Below are 21628 nucleotides of genomic sequence, written 5' to 3' on the forward strand. Positions count from 1 at the left end.
CGATCATCGCAGCACGCACGCTAAGGTTGTGACGATTCATCGGTTCCGGTTCCGCGCGCTCCCTGCTTGAATGGAGACTCGACCGACCCGACTCCAGGAGACTCCCGATGTCCGAAGTCCAGCACGCCGCCCACCCGTCTTCGCATGCTTCGCACGCCGCGCCGCGCACGGCCGCCGCCCCGCTCCAGCTTCGCCAGGTTGCCGGCCGGATCGGCGCCGAGATCGCCGGCGTCCGGCTGTCGGCCACGCTCGACGACGCGACGTTCGACGCGATCCAGGCCGCGCTGCTGCGCCACAAGGTGCTGTTCTTCCGTGGCCAGCACCATCTCGACGACACCGCGCAGGAAGCGTTCGCGCGCCGCTTCGGCGACACGGTCGCGCATCCGACCGTGCCGTCCGTCGACGGCAGCGCGCATCTGCTCGAACTCGATTCCGCGCACGGCGCCCGGGCGAATTCGTGGCACACCGACGTCACGTTCGTCGATGCGTACCCGAAGATCTCGATCCTGCGCGCGGTCGTGATTCCGCCGTTCGGCGGCGATACGGTGTGGGCCAACACGGCCGCCGCGTACACGCATCTCCCCGACCCGCTGCGCGCACTTGCGGACACGCTGTGGGCGATCCATACGAACGCATACGACTACGCGTCGACGCATGTGCATGCCGACGACACGCAACTGAAGCGCTACCGCGAAGTGTTCACGTCGACCGTCTACGAAACCGAGCATCCGGTCGTGCGCGTGCATCCGGAAACCGGCGAACGCACGCTCGTGCTCGGGCACTTCGTGCAGCGGCTCAAGGGGCTGTCGGCGCAGGATTCCGCGCACCTGCTGCAGGTCTTCCACGAGCACGTGACGCGTCTCGAGAACACCGTGCGCTGGAACTGGCAGGAAGGCGACGTCGCGATCTGGGACAACCGCGCGACGCAGCACTACGCGATCAACGACTACGGCGCTGCGCGCCGCGTCGTGCGCCGCGCGACCGTTCACGGCGACGTGCCGGTCGGCATCGACGGCCGCCGGAGCGTCGTGCTGAAGGGGCCGGGTGCGACGCTGCAATAACGCCCGAGTACCGCGGCGGCGCCGTTTCGTGCGCGCCGCTGCGTGTTCCGCTCCAATCGCCACCGGACACACCACCATGAACCTCCCGCCACCGCATCGACGCTTGCACGCGCAACGATGTCGGCCATCCGCCCCATTCACTTCCGCCAGGAGCGTCGCATGAGCGCCCTACCCGAACCCGCTGCCCAGCCGGTCGACGTGATCCCGCTGTCCGCCCATATCGGTGCGGAAATTCGCGGCGTCGACCTCACGCAACCGTTGACCACGCCGCAGATCGCGGCCATCCGCACCGCGCTGCTGAAATGGCGCGTCGTCTTCTTCCGCGAACAATTCCTCACGCACGACCAGCACGTCGCGTTCTCCGCGCAGTTCGGCGAGCCGACGGTCGGCCACCCGGTGTTCGGGCACGTCGACGGTCATCCGGCCGTCTATTCGATCGCGAAGCACCGCAAGGCGACGCGCTTCGAAGGCGAACCGGTGCGCCGGCCGTGGACGGGCTGGCACACCGACGTGACGGCCGCCGTGAACCCGCCGTGGGCGTCGATCCTGCGCGGCGTGACGATCCCGCCGTACGGCGGCGACACGCACTGGACCAATCTCGTACGCGCGTACGAAACGCTGTCCGCACCGCTGCGCGGTTTCGTCGACGGCTTGCGCGGCATCCACCGCTTCACGCCGCCGGCCGGTGCGCGTGCCACCGGCGCGTTCGACGACGCGGTCGAACGCCGCCCGCTCGTGACCGAGCATCCGCTCGTCCGCGTGCATCCGGAGACCGGCGAACGTGCGCTGTACGTGAGCCCGAGCTTCCTGAAATCGATCGTCGGGCTGACGCCGCGCGAGAGCCAGGCGCTGCTCGAACTGCTGTGGGAACACGTGACGCGGCCGGAATTCACGATCCGCTTCAAATGGGAACCGCGCAGCATCGCGTTCTGGGACAACCGCGCGACCGCGCATCTCGCACCCGTCGACATCTTCGATCTCGACTTCGACCGCCAGCTCTACCGTACGACGCTCACCGGCGACGTACCGGTCGGCCCCGACGGCCGGCCATCGGTCGCCCTCGAAGGCTCGCCGGTCGAAACGGCGGCGGCCGTCGCGCTCAACTGACCGCAACCTGAACCGGCACCGGCGCGCGCGAGCGCACCGGCCCTTCGTCCATCGATCTCCGTCAATCCAGCCACACGCCGTCGAACCGGTGCCCGCCGAGCGGCGAGAACGTCAGCCCGTGTACGTGTTTCGACACCGGCAGCGACACGATCGACGTCGCGATCGGCGTGAACGGCACCTGATCCTTGAACACTACCTGCGCCTGTTCGTACAGCGCCGTGCGCTTCGCGACGTCCGCATTCGAGCGCGCCGCGCGCACCAGCTTTTCGAAATCCTGATTGCACCACTTCGCGAGGTTGCTGCCATGCACCGCGTCGCAGCCGAGCAGCGTGCCGAGCCAGTTGTCGGGGTCGCCGTTGTCGCCCGACCAGCCGTACAGGATCGCGTCGTGCTGCCCGTCGTGCTTCGCGCGGCGGTTGTATTCGCCCCACTCGTAGCTGACGATCTTCGCGCGCACGCCGATCTTCGCCCAGTCCTGCTGGATCAGTTGCGCCATCAACTGCGCATTCGGGTTGTACGGGCGCTGCACGGGCATCGCCCACAGCGTCAGGTCGAAGCCGTTCGGGAAGCCGGCCTGCGCGAGCAGCGCCTTCGCGGCGGCCGGATCGCGCGGCGCATCCTTCAGGCGCGGGTTGTACGACCATTGCGCGGGAGGCATCGGGTTCGTCGCGATCTTCGCGTCGCCGTTGAAGACGGTCTTCACGATCGCCGTCTTGTCGATCGCGATGTCGAGCGCGCGCCGCACGTCGACGCGATCGAGCGGCGCATGCTGCGTGTTGTACGCGACGAAGCCGACGTTGAAGCCCATCCCCGAGAACAGCTCCAGCTTCGGGTCGCGCCGCACCGTGTCGAGATCGGCCGGCCGCGGGAACGCCGATACCTGGCACTCGCCGGCCACCAGCTTCTGCAGGCGCGCGGCCGGATCGGGCGTGATCGCGAACACGAGCCGCGCGAGCTTCACGTCGTCCGGCTTCCAGTAGTCGGGGTTCGCTTCGTAGCGGATCAGCGCATCCTTCTGGTACGTGCGCAGCAGGAACGGCCCGGTGCCGACCGGGAACTGGTTGATGTCGGCCTCGCGATGGCGTGCCGCGAGCTGCGACGCATATTCGGCCGACAGGATCGACGCGAACGCCATCGCGAGGTTGCGCACGAACACGACGTCGGGCGTCTTCAGCACGAAGCGCACCGTGTAGTCGTCGGCCTTCTCGATGCGCTCGACGTTGCGGTCGAAGCCGAGATCGCTGAAGTACGGGAAGCTGACCGGGTAGGCCTTGCGGAACTGATCATCGGGATCGAGCATCCGGCGGAACGTGAACACGACGTCGTCGGCCTGGAACGGCCGCGTCGGCTTGAACCACGCGGTCGTCTGGAATTTCACGCCGCGCCGCAGGTGGAACGTGATCGTGCGCTGGTCGGGCGACACGTCCCAGCTCGTCGCGAGCGACGGTTCGAGATCGAGCGTGCCGCGCCTGAACTGCACGAGTCCGTTGTAGATCGTGTACGTGCTCGCGTCGAAATCGGTGCTCGTCGTGTGCTGGCCCGGATCGAAGCCGGCCGGGCTGCCTTCGGTGCAGTACACGAGCGTCTTGCCGGCCGGCGCGGCAAGCGCCTGCGTGGCCGCGCCAGCGAGCAGCAGCGATGCAGCCACGCAACGAAGTGCAACAACGGCATGCGGTGCGCGACGCACGCGACGTGCGGCTGACGAAACGAAAGAATGCTTCATGGTGGCGGAAAGGAGGAATGAGTCATGCGAATGACGACCGCCGATCTTCGCGCGCCTCCCGCCGATCGCTTACCAATTAATTCGGCGTTGCTTATCGCCGCGGGCGCATCCCGCTGCCCGTGCATGAATATGTCCGCGCAAGCGCCGGGGCATCGCCCGGCAGATCCTTCGCGCCACGCCAAAGCACGCGACCGCGCCACCGCCTTCCGGCCCCCTGCAGATTCTCCGGAATTGGCGCATCGTATCGGCTGGCAAACGCCGGCAGAGGCGCGCCGGGATCCGCCCGACGACGCCGCGCCGCCGATTCCTGGAGGACCCACGATGTCGATCAGCTCCGATACGCCCTCTCGTCCCGTGAAGTCGCCGGGCCCCGATCATCCGATCGCGATCGAGCCGCATCCGTCGCGCGTGGTGGTCACGGTGGCCGGCAAGGTCGTCGCCGATACGCGCCGCGCGCTGGCGCTGCGCGAGGCCAGCTATCCGGCCGTGCTCTACATCCCGCGCGAAGACGCCGACATGTCGCTGCTGCGCCGCACCGACCACGCGACGTACTGCCCGTACAAGGGCGACTGCGCGTACTACTCGATCCCCGCCGGCGGCGAACGCGCGACCAACGCGGTGTGGACCTACGAGCATCCGTATCCGGCCGTCGAAGCGATTCGCGGACACCTCGCGTTCTATCCGGACCGCGTCGATTCGATCGACGAAAGCGCCGCCGACGCAGCCTGAGCGCCGCTGATTTGCATATGCGCATTCATTGGTTGGCCGCCGGCCCGCGCGGCCGTATCGTCCTGAATCCGGCGCGGGCCGGCCCGTTGCGAGCATCGCCCGCATCCGGCCCCGTCCTGCGCCGGCCGCGCCGCCTTGGCGCGCGGCCCGTGAACCCGCACGCAGGACACCCAGATGAGCGACACACTGCACGCAGACGTTGAAACGACCCCGGCGAACCCGCGCCGACGCCAATGGCTGCATGGCGCGGCCGCCGGGCTTGCCGGGCTTGCGCTCGGGCCGCTCGCGACCCTGCCCGCACGAGCCCAGGACAACGGCACGCGGCTGCGCATCGGTTTCCAGAAATACGGCAACTTCGTCGTGCTGAAGGCCCGCGGCACGCTCGAGAAGCGCCTTGCGAGCCAGGGCGTCGCGGTGCAATGGCTCGAATTCCCGGCCGGCCCGCAACTGCTCGAAGGGCTGAATGCCGGCGCGATCGACGTCGGCACGGTCGGCGAAACACCGCCGATCTTCGCGCAGGCGGCCGGCGTCGATTTCGTCTATATCGGCAACGAGCCGCCCGCGCCACAAGGCGAAGCGATCGTCGTGCTGCCCGATTCGCCGATCCGCAACGTCGCGCAGTTGCGCGGCAAGAAGGTCGCGTTCAACAAGGGCTCGAACGTCCACTACCTGCTCGTGAAGGCGCTGGAACATGCGGGCCTCGCGTATGCGGACATCCAGCCGATCTACCTGACGCCCGCCGACGCGCGCGCCGCGTTCGTGCAGCGCAGCGTCGATGCGTGGGTGATCTGGGATCCGTATCTGGCGGCCGCCGAACGGCAGCTCGGCGCGCGCGTGATCGCGAACGGCGAAGGGCTCGTGCGCAACACGCAGTACTACCTCGCCGCGCGCAAGTACGCGGCCGCTCACCCGCAGGTGCTGCGCGCGCTGCTCGACGAAGTCGACGCGGTCGATCGCTGGGCGCGCGACCACACGCCCGACGTCGCCGCGCAACTGTCGCCGCTCGTCGGCCTCGACGCGCCGACGCTCGAAGTCGCGCTCAAGCGCGCCGGCTACGGCGTGCAGCCCGTCACCGACGCGACGGTCGCGTATCAGCAGAACATCGCCGACACGTTCAGCACGCTGAAGCTGATTCCGGGCAAGCTGACGGTCGCCAACGCGCGCTGATGTGTCGCCGACACACGATGCAACGCGTTACGGCGCAGGCGCCGCGCCGATGCGCCGCCATTCGTCGTAGTCGATGACGAGGCCGGCTTCGTCGATCGCGATATCGGCCGCATAGGTGCCGCTCTCGTAGCGATACACGTGTGGCGCCGTATGCGTATAACGCTGCTCTCCGCGCACGATGGCGAAATCCGGAAAGCGCAGCCATGCGGTATGGATCGTCGCAGCGTCGCCGACGGCCAGCGCCAGCCGCCGGATCGGCAGCGTATTGGTCGACGGGCTGAAACCGAGGTCGATGTCGGTCGCGCCCGCGAGCATCGACGCGTCGACGCCGTCGATCGTCCAGCGCCCTTCCTCGCATGCGAGGTCCAGCTGTTGCGGTGGCAACGTGCCGAGCCAGCGTGTCACGCGCGCCGAGCGCGTGAGCCAGTCGGCACCGCATGCGATCGCATAGTCGATGCGAAACGGCGCGCCGTCGATCGCACCCGACACCGAACCCGACAGATCGATTCGCGTTCGCGTCTCCGCGAGCCGGCACCATTCGGCCGCCTGCCACGTCTGCACGATCTGCCATGCGACGCATCGCGTGCGCATCGCTTCATCCTGTTGCGTCATGTCGCCGTCTCCTGTCGGTCGCGAGAAAGCCGATTTTCGCTCATCGCTTCGATGAACACACGCGGCTTCGGTGACACGGTACGCTGGAGCCGGTCGTCCGCGGGACGTCAGGATTCTTCCGCTGAACGAGAACCCCGACTTCGCGCTCAACGCGCTCGTGCAAGCGCAGCGGCCGCTGCCGCCGCGCGTGCGTGCGCTCGTCGATCTACTGAAGAAGGCAATCCCGCCGCTGCTGAAGCGGCGCGTCCGTCAGCAGCAGCGAGCCCCGCCCTCACGCCTGCAGCGACTTCCCCGGTTCCTTCACGTGCGCGTCGACTTCCATCTGGTAGAAGCGCGCGCTGACGAAGCCGAACAGCGTCCAGCCCAGGAACACGCACAGGCCGCCGAGCATCAGCGCCTGCTCGCCCGAGCTGACGAGCGCATAGAAGCTGTACGCGGTCGCGACCATCGCGATCACGTTCGTCACCAGCGCCTTGGCCGGTGGCACCTTCGCGACCTTCTGGATCGTGATCAGCGCGGCCATCGACATCACGTACGGCACGAGGTTCGTGACGACCGCAAGATCGACGATCTTCTGGAACTGGCTGCTCAGCTCCGGGCTGATCGTCATCAGCGCCAGCGCGACCTGCGCGACGAGCAGGATCACCATGCCGACGATCGGCGTGCCCGTGCGCGTCGCACGCGCGAACACCGGCAGGAAGTAGCCGACGTCCGCCGAGCTCTTGAACACCTGCGCGACCGTGAACTGCCAGCCGAGCAGCGAGCCGATGCACGCGATCACCATCAGCGCGGTGACGATCGTGCCCACCGTCGGCGTGAACATCGTCGCGAACGCGATGCCGAACGGCGCGTTCGATTTCGCGAGGATCGCGTTCGGCACGATCCCCGCGATCACGTTGGTCGACACGATGTAGAAGATCGCCGATGCGATCGTGCCGCCGAGCACGGCGATCGGCACGTTGCGCTCCGGGTTCTCCACCGCATCCGAGTTCGCGCACGCCGATTCGAGCCCGAGGAACGCCCACAGCGTCACCGCGATCGAACTGCCGACGGCCGGCCCGAACGACATGCCGTGCGGATTCCACGCAGCGCCCCAGGTCGCGCCGCTGAACCAGAACCAGCCGATCAGCGACACGATGACGACCGGAATGATCACGCCCCATACGGTCACCGAGCCGATCCGGCCGGTGATGCGCGAGCCGCCGAAGTTCGCGACCGTCGTCAGCACGAGCAGGAAGATCGTCCACAGGCCCGTCTGCAGCGGCGACAGCGTCGCGTCGAACAGCACGGTGCCGTAGCCGACCGCCGTGACGCCGATCGCGACGTTGGCGATCACGAGCGACAGCCCGTACGTGTAGTTCGCCATGTAGTTGCCGGCCTTGCCGAACGCGTATTCCGCGTAGCCGCCCATCCCGCCCGGCTTGCGGCTCAACATCCCGCAGCGCGCGAACGCATAGGCCAGCGCGAGCGATCCGCCGGCCGTGACGATCCACGACAGCAGCGAGATCGTGCCGACCTGCGCAAGCTTCGCCGGCAGCAGGATGATGCCGGAGCCCATCATGTTGACCGCCGTGAGGATGGTGAGCTGCCAGACGTTCATCCGGTTCTTCGCCGCGGCCGCCGGGGCCGCGGCGGACATGCTCGCTGCGTTTTCCATGATCTCGATCCTTCGATGTGATGCCGCCGCGCGGCCGGTCGCTCGTTCAGGCCGTCAGGCAGTACACGCGGTACGTGCCGTCCTCGACTTCCACGCCGTGCGTGTCGTGCGCGAAGCCCGGAAAACGGCGGTCGTACGCTTCGAGCGCCTTCAGGTAGCCGAGCACCGGGCCGCCTGCCGGCCCCGCGTTCTCGCCGGGCATCAGCAGCGGAATGCCCGGCGGATACGGCACGACGCCGGTGGCGACCGTACGACCGGCCAGCTCGTCGAGCGTGACCTGCTCGACGCGGCCCTGCACGAGATGCTCGTATGCGCGCACCGGGCTCATCTCCGGCTTCGGCAGGATCGAGAACGCCTCCGACATCAGCCGCGTCGTGCCGAGCTGCTCCATCGCCGCGAACATCGTGTCGGCCAGGTCCTTCAGCCCCATGCCCGCATAACGCGCGCCGTGTTCCTTCGCGAGCGACGGAATCGCCATGTCGAGCGACAGGTTCGCGTCGTAGTCGCGCTTGAAGTCGCACAGCGCGCTGACGAGCGAGCCCCACTTGCCCTTCGTGATGCCGATCGAGAACAGGAACAGGATCGTGAAATCGGTCGTCTTCTCGACGACGATCCCGCGCGCATCGAGATAGGCCGTGACGACGCTCGCCGGAATGCCGACCGGCATCAGGCCGCCGGCCGGCGCGACGCCCGGCGTGACGATCGACACCTTGATCGGATCGAGCATGCAGTAGCCGTCCTCGATATTGCCGAAGCCGTGCCATTGCGCGCCGGGGCGCAGCACCCAGCACGACGGATCGCTCGCGAGCAGCTCGGGCGGCGCATCGTGGAACGGCAGCGTGCGGCCCGTGCGTGCCTCGAGCACGGTGTCGGGCTGCCAGCATTCGAAGAACCAGTCGCCCTTCGCGTCGAACTCGTTGTTCATCCGCGCGATCATCTGCCGGAATGCGACGGCCTCCTCGATCGACTCGTGCGTCAGCGCTTCGCCGCCGGGGCCGTCCATCATCGCGGCCGCGACGTCGTTCGACGCGATGATCGCGTAGTTCGGCGACGTCGACGCGTGCATCATGAACGTTTCGTTAAACTGAGCATGCGGAATCGGGCTGCGGCCGTCGCGCACGTGGATGTACGACGCTTGCGACAGTGCGGTCAGCAGCTTGTGCGTCGACTGCGTCGCGAACACCGTGGGCCGGTCCGCACGATGGTCGCGCGGGTCGCCGTGCATCGCATGGCGGTCGCGGTAGATCGGGTTGAAGCGCGCGTAGCCGTACCATGCTTCGTCGAAGTGCAGGCGGTCGACGCTCGCGCCGAGCAGTTCCTCGACGCGCGCGACGTTGTAGCAGAGGCCGTCGTAAGTCGAGTTCGTGACGATCGCGTGCTTCGGCTGGCGATCGGCAAGCCCGGCCGCGAGCGGGTTCGATGCGATCGCCTCGCGGATCGCCGCCTGCGTGAGGCGCTCGGACGCGATCGGCCCGATGATCCCGTAGCGGTTGCGCGTCGGTACCAGGTACGTCGGGATCGCGCCCGACATCGTGATCGCATGCTCGGCCGACTTGTGGCAGTTGCGGTCGCACAGCGCGATCTGGTCGCGGCTCACGCTCGCCATCAGGATGATGCGGTTCGACGTCGACGAGCCGTTCGTCACGTGATACGTGCGATGCGCACCGAACACGCGCGCCGCATAGCGCTCGCTTTCGCCGATCGGGCCCGAGTGGTCGAGCAGCGAGCCGAGTTCGCCGACCGAGATCGACAGGTCGGAGCGGAACAGCGATTCGCCGAAGTATTCGAAGAACGCGCGGCCGACCGGCGACTTCAGGAAGCCCGTGCCGCCCGTGTGGCCGGGCGTATGCCACGAGTATTCGTAGACGCGCGAGAACTTCGCGAGCGCGCCGAACATCGGCGGCAGCACGGTCGAGCGATAGCGTTCGATCGCCGCGTGGATGCGCCCGCCGATGAAGTCGGCCGTATCCTCGAGCAGCCACACGAAATCGTCGACCTGGCCCATGACCGCGGACGGCACCGACGACGCGACGCTGCGGTCGGCCAGCAGGAAGATCGGCACGTTGGCGTTGCGATGCCGGATCGCTTCGACCACCGCCTCGGACGGCCCGTGGCCATCCACGCCGAGATCCCAGTCGAGCAGCACGCACTGGATCGACGGATCGGAACGGACCAGCATGATCGCATCGTCGGCGGATGTCGCCGTGAGCACGTCGATGTCGCGTTGCGCGAGCTCCGCGCTCAGTGTGCGGACCGCGCGCCCGGTCGCCGTTTCCTGCGTGATTTCGTCGTCGACCAGCAGCGCACGCATGCCGAGACGACGAACGCCTCCGGTGGATGTATTCATGATGTTGCCCTCGCTGTTCCGATGCTTCGTTGGTGTTGTTCGTCTCACGAGCACGCGGACAGCAGGCCACGGTCGGCGACATGAGACGCTCGTCATTCCGGTTTGATTCGCCATCCGATTCGGATGCCGACTATGCCATGGATGCCTTTCGATGAAAAGCCGACGATTCGGCAAAACCGTCGATCCCTTTCAAATCGGATTTCATAATTGGATCATTTTTATGTGCATTGCAGCACGCCAATTCCCGCTTGTTTGATCCTACTCATCTTTCAATGACATTGCCGTTTCCGGTCGATTGAATTCGCCGGATTTTGTTGCTACGATCGGCTGCGTCGCGCACTGACCGTCGGCAGCCGAGCCTCGCTGCGCAAGGCTGATTCGTGCGGTGCGCATTCGGCATTCAGCATTCGCGGGAGCGTTTCAATCGGCTGCAGCGCGTATCGGATTACGCGGATTGCGCGCCGGCGTGAATGCGGCTCCCGCTTCCGCACATTTACGGGAGAATTCGCGTGAGCCTGTTGAAAATCGCAGTCGAGCCGGCGCTGATTGGCGCCTTCCTCACCACGCACGAACAGGTCGACGTATTTCAGACCGATTTCACGAATATCGCGGCAATCGTGGTCGGAATCGATTCGGCGCAAAAAATCCTGAAAGCCGTCGAACGAACCGGCTTCGCGATTCCGTTCTTCGTCGCGGTCGAGCCCGACCAGGAAGTGCCGCCGTCGGTCCTGCCGAGCGCGAGCGGCGTGATCCAGCTCGGGCACGGCAGCCGCCACTATTACGGCCGGCAGATTTCAGCCGCCGCCGATATCTACAGCGAGAACCTGCTGCCGCCGTTCTTCAAGGTCATGCGCGAATACGTGCAGCGCGGCTACGTCGAGTTCGACTGCCCCGGCCACCAGGGCGGCCAGTTCTTCTCGAATCATCCGCTCGGCCGGATGTTCGTCGACTTCTTCGGCGAGACACTGTTTCGCGCCGACCTCTGCAACGCGGACGTCCGGCTCGGCGACCTGCTGATCCACGAAGGCCCCGCGCTGGAAGCGCAGCGCAACGCCGCGCGGATCTACAACGCCGACAAGACCTGGTTCGTGCTGAACGGCACGTCGACGTCGAACAAGGTCGTCACGAGCGCGCTGCTCGCGCCCGACGATCTCGTGCTGTTCGATCGCAACAACCACAAGTCGGTGCACCTCGGCGCGCTCGTGGTGTCCGGCGCGCGGCCGGTCTACCTCGAAACCGCGCGCAACGCGTGGGGCCTCATCGGCGGCGTCGACAGCGCGGCGCTCGACGAAACACGCATTCGCGACGCGATCCGCGACGTCGCGCCCGAGCGCGCCGACCTGCCGCGCCCGTTCCGGCTCGCGGTGATCCAGCTCGGCACCTACGACGGCACGATCTACAACGCGCGGGAAATCGTCGACCGGATCGGGCATCTGTGCGACTACATCCTGTTCGATTCGGCGTGGGTCGGCTACGAGCAGTTCATCCCGATGATGCAGGACTGCTCGCCGCTGATGCTGACGCTCGGCCCCGACGATCCCGGCATCTTTGTCACGCAGTCGGTGCACAAGCAGCAGGCCGGCTTCTCGCAGACGTCGCAGATCCACAAGAAGGACAGCCACATCGAAGGCCAGAAGCGCTTCTGCGATCACCGGCGCTTCAACAACGCGTACATGATCCATGCGTCGACGAGCCCGTTCTACCCGATGTTCGCGGCGCTCGACGTCAACGCGCAGATGCATGCGGGCCCGGCCGGCAAGCGCCTGTGGCGCGACTGCGTCGCGCACGGCGTCGATGCACGCAAGCTGCTGCTGAAGACCTGCCGCCAGATCCGCCCGTTCGTTCCGCAGCATGTCGACGGCCGCCCGTGGGCCGACTACCCGACCGAGCAGATCGTCGACGACCTGCGCTTCTTCCGCTTCCATCCGGCCGACGCGTGGCACGGCTTCGAAGGCTATGCGAACGACCAGTATTTCGTCGATCCGTGCAAGCTGCTGCTGACGACGCCCGGCATCGATCGCGACACGCACGAGTACGCGCCGTTCGGCGCGCCGGCGCCGATCCTCGCGCGCTACCTGCGCGAGCACGGCGTCGTGCCCGAGAAGGCCGACCTGTACACGATCCTGTTCCTGCTCACGCCGTCGGAAAGCCTCGGCAAGCTGCAGCATCTGATCGCGCACCTCGCGCAGTTCGAACGCCACCTCGACCAGGACACGCCGCTGCGCGAAGCGATCCCGTCGTTGTGCGAAGCGTATCCGGAGCTGTACGGCAACATGCGCCTGCGGCAGTTGTGCCAGCGCATGCACGATTTCTACCGCAGCCACGACATGAAGCATCTGCAGAAGCAGATGTTCCGGCGTGCGCAGTTCCCGAAGCAGGCGATGCTGCCGCAGGCCGCGAATGCCGAGCTGATCCGCAACAACGTCGAACTCGTCACGCTCGATCGCATCGAAGGCCGGATCGCGACCGAAGGCGCGCTGCCCTATCCGCCCGGCATCTTCTGCGTGGTGCCCGGCGAAGCGTGGGGCGGCCCGGCGCTCGACTACTTCCGCGCGCTCGAAGCCGGGATCAACGCGCTGCCCGGTTTCGAGCCGGAGATTCAGGGCGTCTACCTGCAGACGAAGCCGGACGGCACGAAGCAGGCATCGGCGTACGTGGTGGCCGACGACCCGAGCGCGTCGCGGGCCTGAGCGCGCAGCTTGTCCGCCGCATCACCACGCCTGCCGATAGATCGCCAGCGCGTCGGCCTCCGTCACCTCGCGCGGATTGTTCACGAGCAGGCGCGTCTGCAGCATCGCGTCCGACGCCATCCTCGGCAGGTCGCCCTCGCCGATGCCGACTTCGCGCAGCGTGCGCGGGATGCCCGTCGCCGCGATCAGCCGGTCGATCTCCGCGATCAGCGCATGCGTCCTCGCTTCGTCGCTGCCCGTCGCCGACGGCGCGACGATCGCCGCGAGTTCCGCATACAGCGGCGCGGCGGCCGGCGCGTTGAAGCGCAGTACGTGCGGCAGCACGAGCGCATTCGACAGCCCGTGCGGCACGTGGAAGATCCCGCCGACCGGATAGGCCAGCGCATGCACGGCCGCGACCGGCGCGTTCGCGAACGCCTGCCCGGCGAACATCGCGCCGACCAGCATCGCCTCGCGCGCGTGGCGGTTGCGGCCGTCGTCGCAGGCCGCGAGCAGGTTGCGCGACAGCAGCGTCAGCGCGTGCACGGCCAGCATGTCGGACACCGGATTCTTCAGCCGCGCGGACGTATAGGCTTCGATCGCATGCACCATCGCGTCGATGCCCGTCGCGGCCGTCGCCGCACGCGGCAGGCCGAGCGTCAGCTCGGCATCGAGGATCGCGACGTCCGCGAACAGGTGCGGCGACACCACGCCCATCTTGCGCGCCTCGCCGACCGTGACGATCGATACGGCCGTCACCTCGGAGCCCGTGCCGGCCGTAGTCGGCATCTGCACGAGCGGCAGCCGCACGCTCGCGACCTTGTCGACGCCGTACATGTCGGCCAGCGCCTGCTGCCCCGGTGCAAGCACCGCGATCAGCTTCGCAACGTCCATCGACGAACCGCCGCCCAGGCCGAGCACGATCTCGGCATCGGCCGCGACGGCCCGCGCGGTCGCTTCGAGCACCACGTGCTCGGGCGGATCGGCGATCACGTCGTCGATCACCGTGACCTGCCAGCCGTGCGCGGCGAGGCTCTCCAGCGCGGGCGCGAGCACGCCGCTGCGATGCAGGAACGCATCGGTGACGACGCACAGCCGCACGAGCGCCGGAAAGCGTTCGCGCAACAACGCGCCGAGCCGGCGCGCGGCGCCGAATTCGACGATCTGCGTCGGAACGGTACGGAATTGAAACGGGTTCATCGAGTGCCTCCCGGTGGCGTCGCCGTGCCGGTGTCCGGCTGCACCATGTAGCGCGACACGTCGCGGCGATCGAGCAACGGAATGATCGCCCCGACACCGATGCGCTGGAAATGCGGCGTTTCCCGATGCACGTCGAGGCCGTCCGCGTCGCGGTAACGCTCGAGGATCACGATGTGGTCGGGATCCTCCGGTGACCGGAAATACGCATAGTCGAGATTCTTCGGCTCGGCGCGCGTCGCGGGCGCGAGCTCCGCGAGCAGTTCGATCACGCGGTCGCCGTTGCCCGGCTTCGCGTAAAAATGTGCAATGACCTGCAGGTAAGGTTCATTCATGCGGGGCTCCGTGTTCGACAAACGCCCGTCGCGACGGGGGCGCACGCAATCCGCTGCGAACCGGATGGATTCAAACGCGATGACGCGACACCGTGTCACTGACTCGTCGTCGCATTGTATTGAATCGGCAATACCTTCGCAGCGCCGTGACCGAACTGCGAAAAACATGTCGAATCTCGCTGCATATTCACGACGCGTCGGTTCGTAACCCTCCGCCCACCGACACGCCGACGACTACCACGGCACCGTCCGCCCCAGATAGTCGAGGTATTCGAGCCCGGGGCGCGCCCGCTTCGCGATCAGCACGTCGACGAGGCTCGGCACGCTCTCGTCGATGGTCAGGCGCGCATCGGGCCCGCCCAGCTCCGTGCGGACCCAGCCGGGCGCCATCAGCGCCAGCGCACGCGGCGTGTCGGCCTGCCGCGCCGCGAAGCTGCGCATGAACTGATTCAGCGCGGCCTTGCTGCCGCGATAGACCTCGCGCATCCCGCTGACGTTGTTCGCGACGCTGCCCTGCCCCGACGACATCGCACCGATCAGGCCGTCCGCGGTCACGAGATCCTGCAACGCCTCGATCACGCGCATCGGCGCAAGCGCATTCGTGATCATCACGCGCACGAATTCGTCGGTCGTCACTTCGCCGATCGTTTCGTTCGGGTCGTTGGTCGTCCCCGCATTCACGAACAGCATGTCGAAGCGCCTGCCCGACAGGCGCTCGCGCAGCGCCGCCAGTTGCGCCGGCTCGCAGATGTCGAGCGTATCGATCCCGAGCCGGCCGTCGAAGCGGTCCGCCAGGTCGTGCAGCTTCGTGCGTCCCGATCCTTCACGCACGGTGCCCGTTACGTTCCAGCCCCTGTTCAGGAATTGCTCCGCCATGGCCAACCCGAGGCCGCGCGAAGCCGCAACGAGCAGGATCGTGGGTGCGTTCGGGTCCGATACGGTCGATTGCATGGTTGCCGCCTTTGCCGGGTTTCATGATGCGCCCACTATAGGCGCGCACCGGACCATGCACCAGACGCACCGGATACAATCGATAGTTGCATCGAACGCCATGCCAGACCGCGCAGTGGCGTATCCTGTCCGCATGGAAGACATCGACCTGAACCTCGTTACCGCGCTCGACGCGCTGCTGTCGGAAGGCAGCGTGACGGGTGCCGCGCGCCGGCTTGGCCTGAGCACATCCGCCATGAGCCGCACGCTCACGCGGCTGCGGCTCTCCACCGGCGATCAATTGCTCGTGCGCGCCGGGCGCAAGCTCGTGCCGACGCCGCACGCGGCTGCATTGCGCGACCGCGTGCATGCGATCGCGAGCGACGCGCGCGCCGTGCTGCGGCCGGCGACGGCCGACGTCGACATGGCGACGCTCGCATCCACGTTCACCATTCGTGCGTCGGCGTCGTTCATGGAAATGCTGTCCGGCCCGATGGTCGCCGCGATCGGCGAAGTCGCGCCGCACGTGCGCATCCGCTTCGTGCCCAAGCCCGACCGCGATCCGCAAGCGCTGCGCGACGGCACCGTCGATCTGGAAATCGGCAAGCGCGGCGACGACGCACCCGAGCTGCACACCCGCATGCTCTGTCACGACTGGCACGTCGCGGTGGCGCGCGCCGGACATCCGCTGTTCGCGTCGGCCAGGATCACGCCCGCACGCTATGCGGCCTGCCGTCAGGTGATCGCATCGCAGCTCGGCGATTTCGGCGGACCGGCCGACGACTCGACCGACCGGTCCGGCCCGGGCCAGACCGTGCACGTGGTCGTCCCCGGCTACCCCGATGCAATGCGTGTCGCGGCCAGCACCGACCTGATCGCGCTGGTGCCGCGCTCGAGCCTCGGCAACGCGTTCACCCCCGGGCTCACGGAAGCCCTCGGGCTGCGCAGCTTCGAGATCCCGGTCCGCCTGCCCGCGATCCTCGTCGCCGCGTTGTGGCATCCGCGCAATCATGGCGATCCCGTCCATCGCCGCCTGCGCGACGCGGTGATTGCGGTCTACCAGCGCGCGTATCCGGATTCCCGCGCGCCACGCACACCGGCGCGCAGCGCGGGAACACGCACGGCCGGCTGACGCCGGGCGCCCCGGCGGCTCCCGCGGGCCCTTCGGCTAAAATGCCGCACTTTCCACCTTGTCCGGCCCGCTCGCCATGCAACCCGCTTCCCACGCCCAACCCGCCTCCCACGGCGCCGACGCCGCAGAATCGGCCCGCGACCTCGTCTACGGCCCGAACGACCGGCCCGCGCCGATGGTCGCCTTCGTCGCCGCGCTGCAGCACCTGCTGGCGATCATCGTGCCGATCGTCACGCCCGGCCTGCTGATCTGCCAGGCACTCGGCGTGTCCAGCCGCGATACGACCCTGATCGTGTCGATGTCGCTGGTGATTTCCGGCATCGCCACCTTCGTCCAGTGCAAGCGCTTCGGCCCGCTGGGCGCCGGCCTGCTGATCGTCCAGGGCACCAGCTTCAACTTCGTCGGCCCGCTGATCGCGGGCGGCAGCCTGATGGTCAAGCAGGGCACGCCGGTCGAGACCGTGATGGCCGCGATCTTCGGCGTCGTGATGGCCGGTTCGTTCGTCGAGATGGGCGTGTCGCGCATCCTGCCGTTCGTGAAGCGCCTGATCACGCCGCTCGTGACCGGCATCGTCGTGCTGCTGATCGGCCTCACGCTGATCAAGGTCGGCCTCATCAGCATGGGCGGCGGCTTTGGCGCGATGGCCAAGGGCACGTTCGCGAGCGCGGAGAACCTGACGCTGTCCGGCCTCGTGCTCGGCACGATCATCCTGCTGAACCGCGTGCCGATCGTCTGGGTGCGCAGCACCGCGCTCGTCATCGCGCTCGCGATCGGCTACCTCGCGGCTGCGTTCCTCGGCCGCCTCGACTTCACCGGCATGCACCAGGCCGCACTGTTCCAGGTCCCGACGCCGCTGCATTTCGGCATCGGCTTCTCGTGGTCGCTGTTCGTGCCGATGCTGATCATCTACCTCGTCACGTCGCTCGAAGCGATCGGCGACGTCACGGCCACCAGCAAGATCTCGAACGAGCCGGTCCAAGGGCCGGTGTGGATGCAACGAATCAGGGGCGGCGTGCTCGTCAACGGCGCGAACTCGCTGCTGGCCGGCGTGTTCAATACGTTCCCGAGCTCCGTGTTCGCGCAGAACAACGGCGTGATCCAGATCACCGGCGTCGCGAGCCGCCATGTCGGCATCTGGATCGCGGGGATGCTGGTGGTGCTCGGCCTGTTCCCGGTCGTCGCCGGCGTGCTGCAGGCCGTGCCGGAGCCCGTGCTCGGCGGGGCGGCGATGGTGATGTTCGGCGCGGTGGCCGCATCGGGCATCAACATTCTCGCGGGCGTCCAGCTCGACCGCCGCGCGCTGCTGATCATCGCGGTGTCGCTGGCGCTCGGCCTCGGCGTGTCGCAGGTGCCGGACATTCTGAACAGCCTGCCGCACGCGCTGAAGAACGTGCTGGAATCGGGCGTCGCAACGGGCGGCATCTGCGCGCTCGTGATGAACTGGTTCCTGCCGGAAAAGAAGTAAGGACGGAATGCGCGGCAACCGCGCGGTGTTTCAGGCACCGCGTCGGCCAGCCCGCACGCCGGTTCAACCCGCCCGCGCCAGACCGCCACAGCCTCGCACCAGAGGCGATCCGCGTCGCCCGAAATAAGATGGCCACCCGAAGGGCGACGCGCGTATGATGAACTCATCAGGGCATTCGTGAGCCGTTCGACTGCTCGCCCTCCATCTCCCCTCTTGCTGCATCGCGCTCACGTTCGCGCGCAGCGTTACGCCTTTCGCCCCACCCCGTCGCGCCACACTGGCGATACTGGCCGGACGCGTTCGTCCCCGCGATTCGTCGCGACCGAACGTTCAGGAGCTCGTCATGAGCGTGCGTCTCTATCGTGGATTCGCATATTGCCCGCTCATTTGTCCCCATGTGCCGGCGCAGAACGGCCGCCCGCATGACGACGACGCCGGCTTCGTCACCGTGGTCGAGATTTTACGTGCGGGCACTGACGACAACATCGCTCGAAATTGGCCCGCACGGCGGCTTTTCGAGTGAAATCAAACGTGCTGGCCGTGCAGCAAGCCAAGAAGTGAACCATAACCGGGAGTCGAAAAACATGAGCTGGTACTGCGATGTGGAGCGCGAACTGGCTCATATCAGGGGAGCGATCGGACTGCTCGAGCAGACACACGACGCCTTCACCAACCGATCGCCGGTGAGCGATCCGGCGTATTGGCGAGTCAAGCTCGACACACTCCGGACACGATTTGAGCGCAATAAGGTACTTGAATACCAGATCACCGAGCTTTCCGCTCGCCTCGATCGAATCCGGGATCCGAACTTCCGCAAATAAGAATCTGCCACGCACGTCCGAGAATTCGGTTGCACATCAATTCGGGACCCAACACATCTTGAATGCCGGATTGCAGGCTGCAGAACAGCTCGGCGAACGCAGGATCCGCGGCGGCGGCCGTCGCGCGAGTCGCCTTGACCCGGCCTTACTCGCGAGTCGGTTCGTCATCCATATCGTTTTTTCCGGCATGCATCCCGGGAAGCAGCCAAACCGGGCTCATGCCGGACTTCGGAGCAACATCATGACTGACGCCAACCCGAACAGCACCTTCCGGCACCTTCCACTGACGCCCGAACAGGATGCGGAAATCCGGCACTACATCAGGAAGAAAGAACAACGGGGCGAACCATGGGACACCCCGGAGCTGGAGACGATGCTCAGGGACATGCTCGATCCTCCCGTCAATGACGACGAGGAGCCCGACGCCGACGTCGAGGAAACGAAGCTGGCCTGCGAGTACGCATTGGCCTCGATCGACGAGGCCATGGAACCTGTTTCCGCGAGTGAGGAACGAAACGCGGCAATGGAAGCCGAGGAGATGAAACACCCCAGGCGGTAGCGCGCGTCCAGATCCGAAAGTCGAACCGAAGCTGCGCCGCCGTCCCGATCTTCATCGCCTTTGTGTCGCCCTTCCGCATCGTTGCCGCTTGCAAAAGGTGGAGCGAATGCGTCGGGCACGATCCTGACGCCGCAAGCTGAATCGACACCGGGCCCGAAGACGGGCGATGTCGCGCAAAGCCCGGTCGACGCGAGCGAACTCCGTGGAGACTCGCCCCAGGCAAGCTTTGCCTTCAACCTGGAGGCCAGCCATCCTTTCGCCCACTTTGCCGCGTATGCAACTGCATCGTCACGCGCCTCGAAGCCGGCCAGATCGCCGCTGGTTTTCGCTTGTCCCTGACGGCGGACGCGATCGCGGATTGCTTCCGATCCGATCGCAGGCATGACACCTGCATCGAGTGCGTTTCGCCATCCTGACCGAATCCCTTTCGAGCAAACCGCGGCAGAGCACGACCGGTGCAGACGACCGCTCAGAAGAAGTTCAGTGCGCCCATAGCTGGCCACGCCGCTCGATCGAGGCCACAACGATATTCAACACATGGCGGACGACGTCCTCACCCGTCATACCCGCATCAAGGTACTGGCGCACCTTCATGATCTGCGGCTGATGAGAACCGTCATCGTTGTCCATCACGAAAATGCTGGCCGTCGCGGTGTCGGTCATCAGGGCTACCTGAATGGTCTTGCCGCAAACGATCGTTTGCATGCTTAGGGTAGTCATCGCCGTGTCCGGTCTGGTTATTGGGGTCTCAAGTATGCGCCCCTATACCCGGGCGAATCCTCCTGTAAGCGCTCCATTTCCAGCCGATTCGCGGGTTATTCGCTCGCTGCGAGCAGCTTTGACTTATCGGTGCAATTTCGGTGCCGATCGCTCGGGTTTGTTTTGCATCTCGGATTCAACCCGTCGGTTCCCGGTGCTCGCATTAGTCATCCTGGACATGACCGGTTTCCGTATGATCGAGCGGCTCCGGCAGATGCCGTCTTGGCACCGTGATTAACGCTGGCTAGAATCACGCCAGTGTCCATGCTCCCGAGCCCATGAGTTCTCCCCAACCGACCGAAGTACCCGTTAAAGAACGAGCGACGATCGTCTGCTACCGCGACGGCCAGGTGTTGCTCGTCGCGCGCGCGTCGTCGCGCTGGGCCCTTCCGGGCGGCACGATCAAGCGCGGGGAAACGCCGCTCGAAGCGGCGCATCGCGAGTTGTGCGAAGAAACCGGCATGACCGGCCAGCACCTCGTTTACTCGATGCATTTCACCGGGCTCGCGAAGGTACATCACGTGTTCTTCGCGGAAGTCGGCCCGGACCAGACGCCGCAAGCGAACAACGAGATCGAGAAATGCCGGTGGTTTCCAGTCGACGGCGTCGACAAACTGCGCGCGAGCATCCCGACGAAGCGAATCGTCGAACTCGTCCATAACCACGAAATCCGCAAGTCGTAGCCCGCACGAATCCCGTCGGCTCGTGCGCATAGAGGACAAGCGCATTCCCGAGCCGTCGCCGGCCCGAGTCGTTTTTCGTGGATCACAACGGCCGCGCGGCCGCTCAGTGCGCGCGCTTTCTTCGTAACTCGTGCGTGGAATAAACGACGAGGAAGATGCCCAGCATCGCGGCACCGGACGCCATGAAGTCGTTTGCGGTTCCCGAGCTGTGCAGGGACGTCGGGAAGATGCCGAGACTCAGTCCTGCGGCGGCAAGAAGCAATCCTGCAGCCACACCCCAGATCGGTCCGGCGGTCTTTTCGATTTTATTTTTCATGCAGCACCCGTCTACAGTCATTACCTGGTCGGTACCGGCAAAACGCGCCGCGCCTACCACCAGTAGTTCCACTATAACCGGGAAATAATTCGCAAACTTTCAGTGCTTTTCCCGATCAAGTTTGCTCGTTTACGGCCGCTGTGCAGCGCCGGCGCCGCGGCGCAAGTGCGCGCCATCCGAAGCACGCCGATTCGCAGGACAGCGGGATGGCGGAAGGCAGCGGACTACAACTACGGCTCACATTGAACCGGCAGGTAAGACTCCCGCAGTCGCAGATGGCTCGCTACCCATGATCCTACCCAACGCGCGCGACTCGCCCCAACCCGTTGCCAAACGCCTCCTCGAAAATCGGCCACGGC

Annotated in this window: 20 protein-coding genes; 11 read left to right on the top strand and 9 right to left on the bottom strand. The window is 66.4% G+C overall.

The window, feature by feature from the left end; all coding sequences use genetic code 11:
* The first annotated feature begins 107 nt into the window (after positions 1-107).
* Both ACM6JT_RS11500 and ACM6JT_RS11505 read left to right on the top strand, forming a co-directional pair.
* Entirely contained in the window at positions 108-1061 is a 954-nt protein-coding gene (locus ACM6JT_RS11500) for a TauD/TfdA dioxygenase family protein (RefSeq protein WP_105390870.1), read from the top strand.
* A gap of 159 nt (positions 1062-1220) precedes the next feature.
* Positions 1221-2168, top strand: coding sequence for a TauD/TfdA dioxygenase family protein (locus ACM6JT_RS11505; protein WP_034179902.1), 948 nt, complete (start codon positions 1221-1223; stop codon positions 2166-2168).
* A 61-nt stretch (positions 2169-2229) separates the two neighbouring features.
* On the opposite strand, the gene ACM6JT_RS11510 is transcribed toward ACM6JT_RS11505, so the two are convergent.
* Positions 2230-3891 (bottom strand): ABC transporter substrate-binding protein, encoded by a 1662-nt coding sequence (locus ACM6JT_RS11510; protein WP_414856508.1) that lies wholly within the window; start codon positions 3889-3891, stop codon positions 2230-2232.
* Positions 3892-4212: 321 nt separating this feature from the next.
* Here ACM6JT_RS11510 and ACM6JT_RS11515 point away from each other — a divergent pair, with 321 nt between their 5' ends.
* Positions 4213-4620, top strand: coding sequence for a DUF427 domain-containing protein (locus ACM6JT_RS11515; RefSeq protein WP_407972453.1), 408 nt, complete (start codon positions 4213-4215; stop codon positions 4618-4620).
* 174 nt (positions 4621-4794) lie between these two features.
* Positions 4795-5787 (top strand): sulfonate ABC transporter substrate-binding protein, encoded by a 993-nt coding sequence (locus ACM6JT_RS11520; protein ID WP_034179905.1) that lies wholly within the window; start codon positions 4795-4797, stop codon positions 5785-5787.
* A gap of 27 nt (positions 5788-5814) precedes the next feature.
* Here the strand turns inward: ACM6JT_RS11520 and ACM6JT_RS11525 are convergent, their stop codons facing one another.
* The 3 genes from ACM6JT_RS11525 to ACM6JT_RS11535 form a co-directional block, all read right to left on the bottom strand.
* Positions 5815-6399: a putative glycolipid-binding domain-containing protein gene (locus ACM6JT_RS11525; protein WP_414856509.1), complete on the bottom strand. Its 585-nt coding sequence runs from the start codon at positions 6397-6399 to the stop codon at positions 5815-5817.
* Between the two features lie 271 nt (positions 6400-6670).
* Positions 6671-8056, bottom strand: a complete 1386-nt coding sequence (potE, locus tag ACM6JT_RS11530; RefSeq protein ID WP_407972456.1) for a putrescine-ornithine antiporter — start codon at positions 8054-8056, stop codon at positions 6671-6673.
* Positions 8057-8102: 46 nt separating this feature from the next.
* Entirely contained in the window at positions 8103-10403 is a 2301-nt protein-coding gene (locus ACM6JT_RS11535) for an Orn/Lys/Arg decarboxylase N-terminal domain-containing protein (protein ID WP_414856510.1), read from the bottom strand.
* A 509-nt stretch (positions 10404-10912) separates the two neighbouring features.
* Here ACM6JT_RS11535 and ACM6JT_RS11540 point away from each other — a divergent pair.
* Positions 10913-13093, top strand: a complete 2181-nt coding sequence (locus ACM6JT_RS11540) for an ornithine decarboxylase (protein ID WP_414856511.1) — start codon at positions 10913-10915, stop codon at positions 13091-13093.
* Positions 13094-13114: 21 nt separating this feature from the next.
* On the opposite strand, the gene ACM6JT_RS11545 is transcribed toward ACM6JT_RS11540, so the two are convergent.
* From ACM6JT_RS11545 to ACM6JT_RS11555, 3 genes are all read right to left on the bottom strand, one after another.
* Entirely contained in the window at positions 13115-14272 is a 1158-nt protein-coding gene (locus ACM6JT_RS11545) for an iron-containing alcohol dehydrogenase (protein WP_105390863.1), read from the bottom strand.
* Entirely contained in the window at positions 14269-14604 is a 336-nt protein-coding gene (locus ACM6JT_RS11550) for a putative quinol monooxygenase (RefSeq protein WP_105390862.1), read from the bottom strand. The genes ACM6JT_RS11545 and ACM6JT_RS11550 overlap by 4 nt, the downstream gene beginning before the upstream one ends.
* A gap of 234 nt (positions 14605-14838) precedes the next feature.
* A complete protein-coding gene (locus tag ACM6JT_RS11555; protein WP_414856512.1) occupies positions 14839-15555 on the bottom strand; it encodes an SDR family oxidoreductase in 717 nt (238 codons plus the stop codon).
* Positions 15556-15688: 133 nt separating this feature from the next.
* Between ACM6JT_RS11555 and ACM6JT_RS11560 the strand changes: the two genes are divergently transcribed.
* The 5 genes from ACM6JT_RS11560 to ACM6JT_RS11580 all read left to right on the top strand — a co-directional run bounded on the left by ACM6JT_RS11560 (position 15689) and on the right by ACM6JT_RS11580 (position 19511).
* Positions 15689-16666: a LysR family transcriptional regulator gene (locus tag ACM6JT_RS11560; protein WP_414856734.1), complete on the top strand. Its 978-nt coding sequence runs from the start codon at positions 15689-15691 to the stop codon at positions 16664-16666.
* 76 nt (positions 16667-16742) lie between these two features.
* Positions 16743-18131 (top strand): nucleobase:cation symporter-2 family protein, encoded by a 1389-nt coding sequence (locus tag ACM6JT_RS11565; RefSeq protein ID WP_414856513.1) that lies wholly within the window; start codon positions 16743-16745, stop codon positions 18129-18131.
* 343 nt (positions 18132-18474) lie between these two features.
* Positions 18475-18654 carry a hypothetical protein gene (locus tag ACM6JT_RS11570; RefSeq protein ID WP_146120827.1) on the top strand — a complete coding sequence of 60 codons (180 nt, stop codon included), beginning with the start codon at positions 18475-18477 and terminating at the stop codon, positions 18652-18654.
* The gene (locus ACM6JT_RS11575; protein ID WP_374955227.1) at positions 18596-18952 is read left to right on the top strand and encodes a hypothetical protein; all 357 of its coding nucleotides are present in this window, start codon (positions 18596-18598) and stop codon (positions 18950-18952) included. The genes ACM6JT_RS11570 and ACM6JT_RS11575 overlap by 59 nt, the downstream gene beginning before the upstream one ends.
* Positions 18953-19193: 241 nt before the next feature.
* Entirely contained in the window at positions 19194-19511 is a 318-nt protein-coding gene (locus ACM6JT_RS11580; protein ID WP_034180108.1) for a hypothetical protein, read from the top strand.
* A gap of 480 nt (positions 19512-19991) precedes the next feature.
* Here the strand turns inward: ACM6JT_RS11580 and ACM6JT_RS11585 are convergent, their stop codons facing one another.
* Positions 19992-20231: a hypothetical protein gene (locus tag ACM6JT_RS11585; protein WP_034179915.1), complete on the bottom strand. Its 240-nt coding sequence runs from the start codon at positions 20229-20231 to the stop codon at positions 19992-19994.
* A 317-nt stretch (positions 20232-20548) separates the two neighbouring features.
* Here ACM6JT_RS11585 and ACM6JT_RS11590 point away from each other — a divergent pair, with 317 nt between their 5' ends.
* Positions 20549-20953, top strand: a complete 405-nt coding sequence (locus ACM6JT_RS11590; RefSeq protein WP_034179916.1) for an NUDIX hydrolase — start codon at positions 20549-20551, stop codon at positions 20951-20953.
* Between the two features lie 103 nt (positions 20954-21056).
* Here the strand turns inward: ACM6JT_RS11590 and ACM6JT_RS11595 are convergent, their stop codons facing one another.
* Positions 21057-21269: a hypothetical protein gene (locus tag ACM6JT_RS11595; RefSeq protein ID WP_034180109.1), complete on the bottom strand. Its 213-nt coding sequence runs from the start codon at positions 21267-21269 to the stop codon at positions 21057-21059.
* Positions 21270-21628: the final 359 nt, after the last annotated feature.

The organism is Burkholderia sp. IT-111MI5, from assembly GCF_949752865.1.
Taxonomy (GTDB): domain Bacteria; phylum Pseudomonadota; class Gammaproteobacteria; order Burkholderiales; family Burkholderiaceae; genus Burkholderia; species Burkholderia pyrrocinia_C.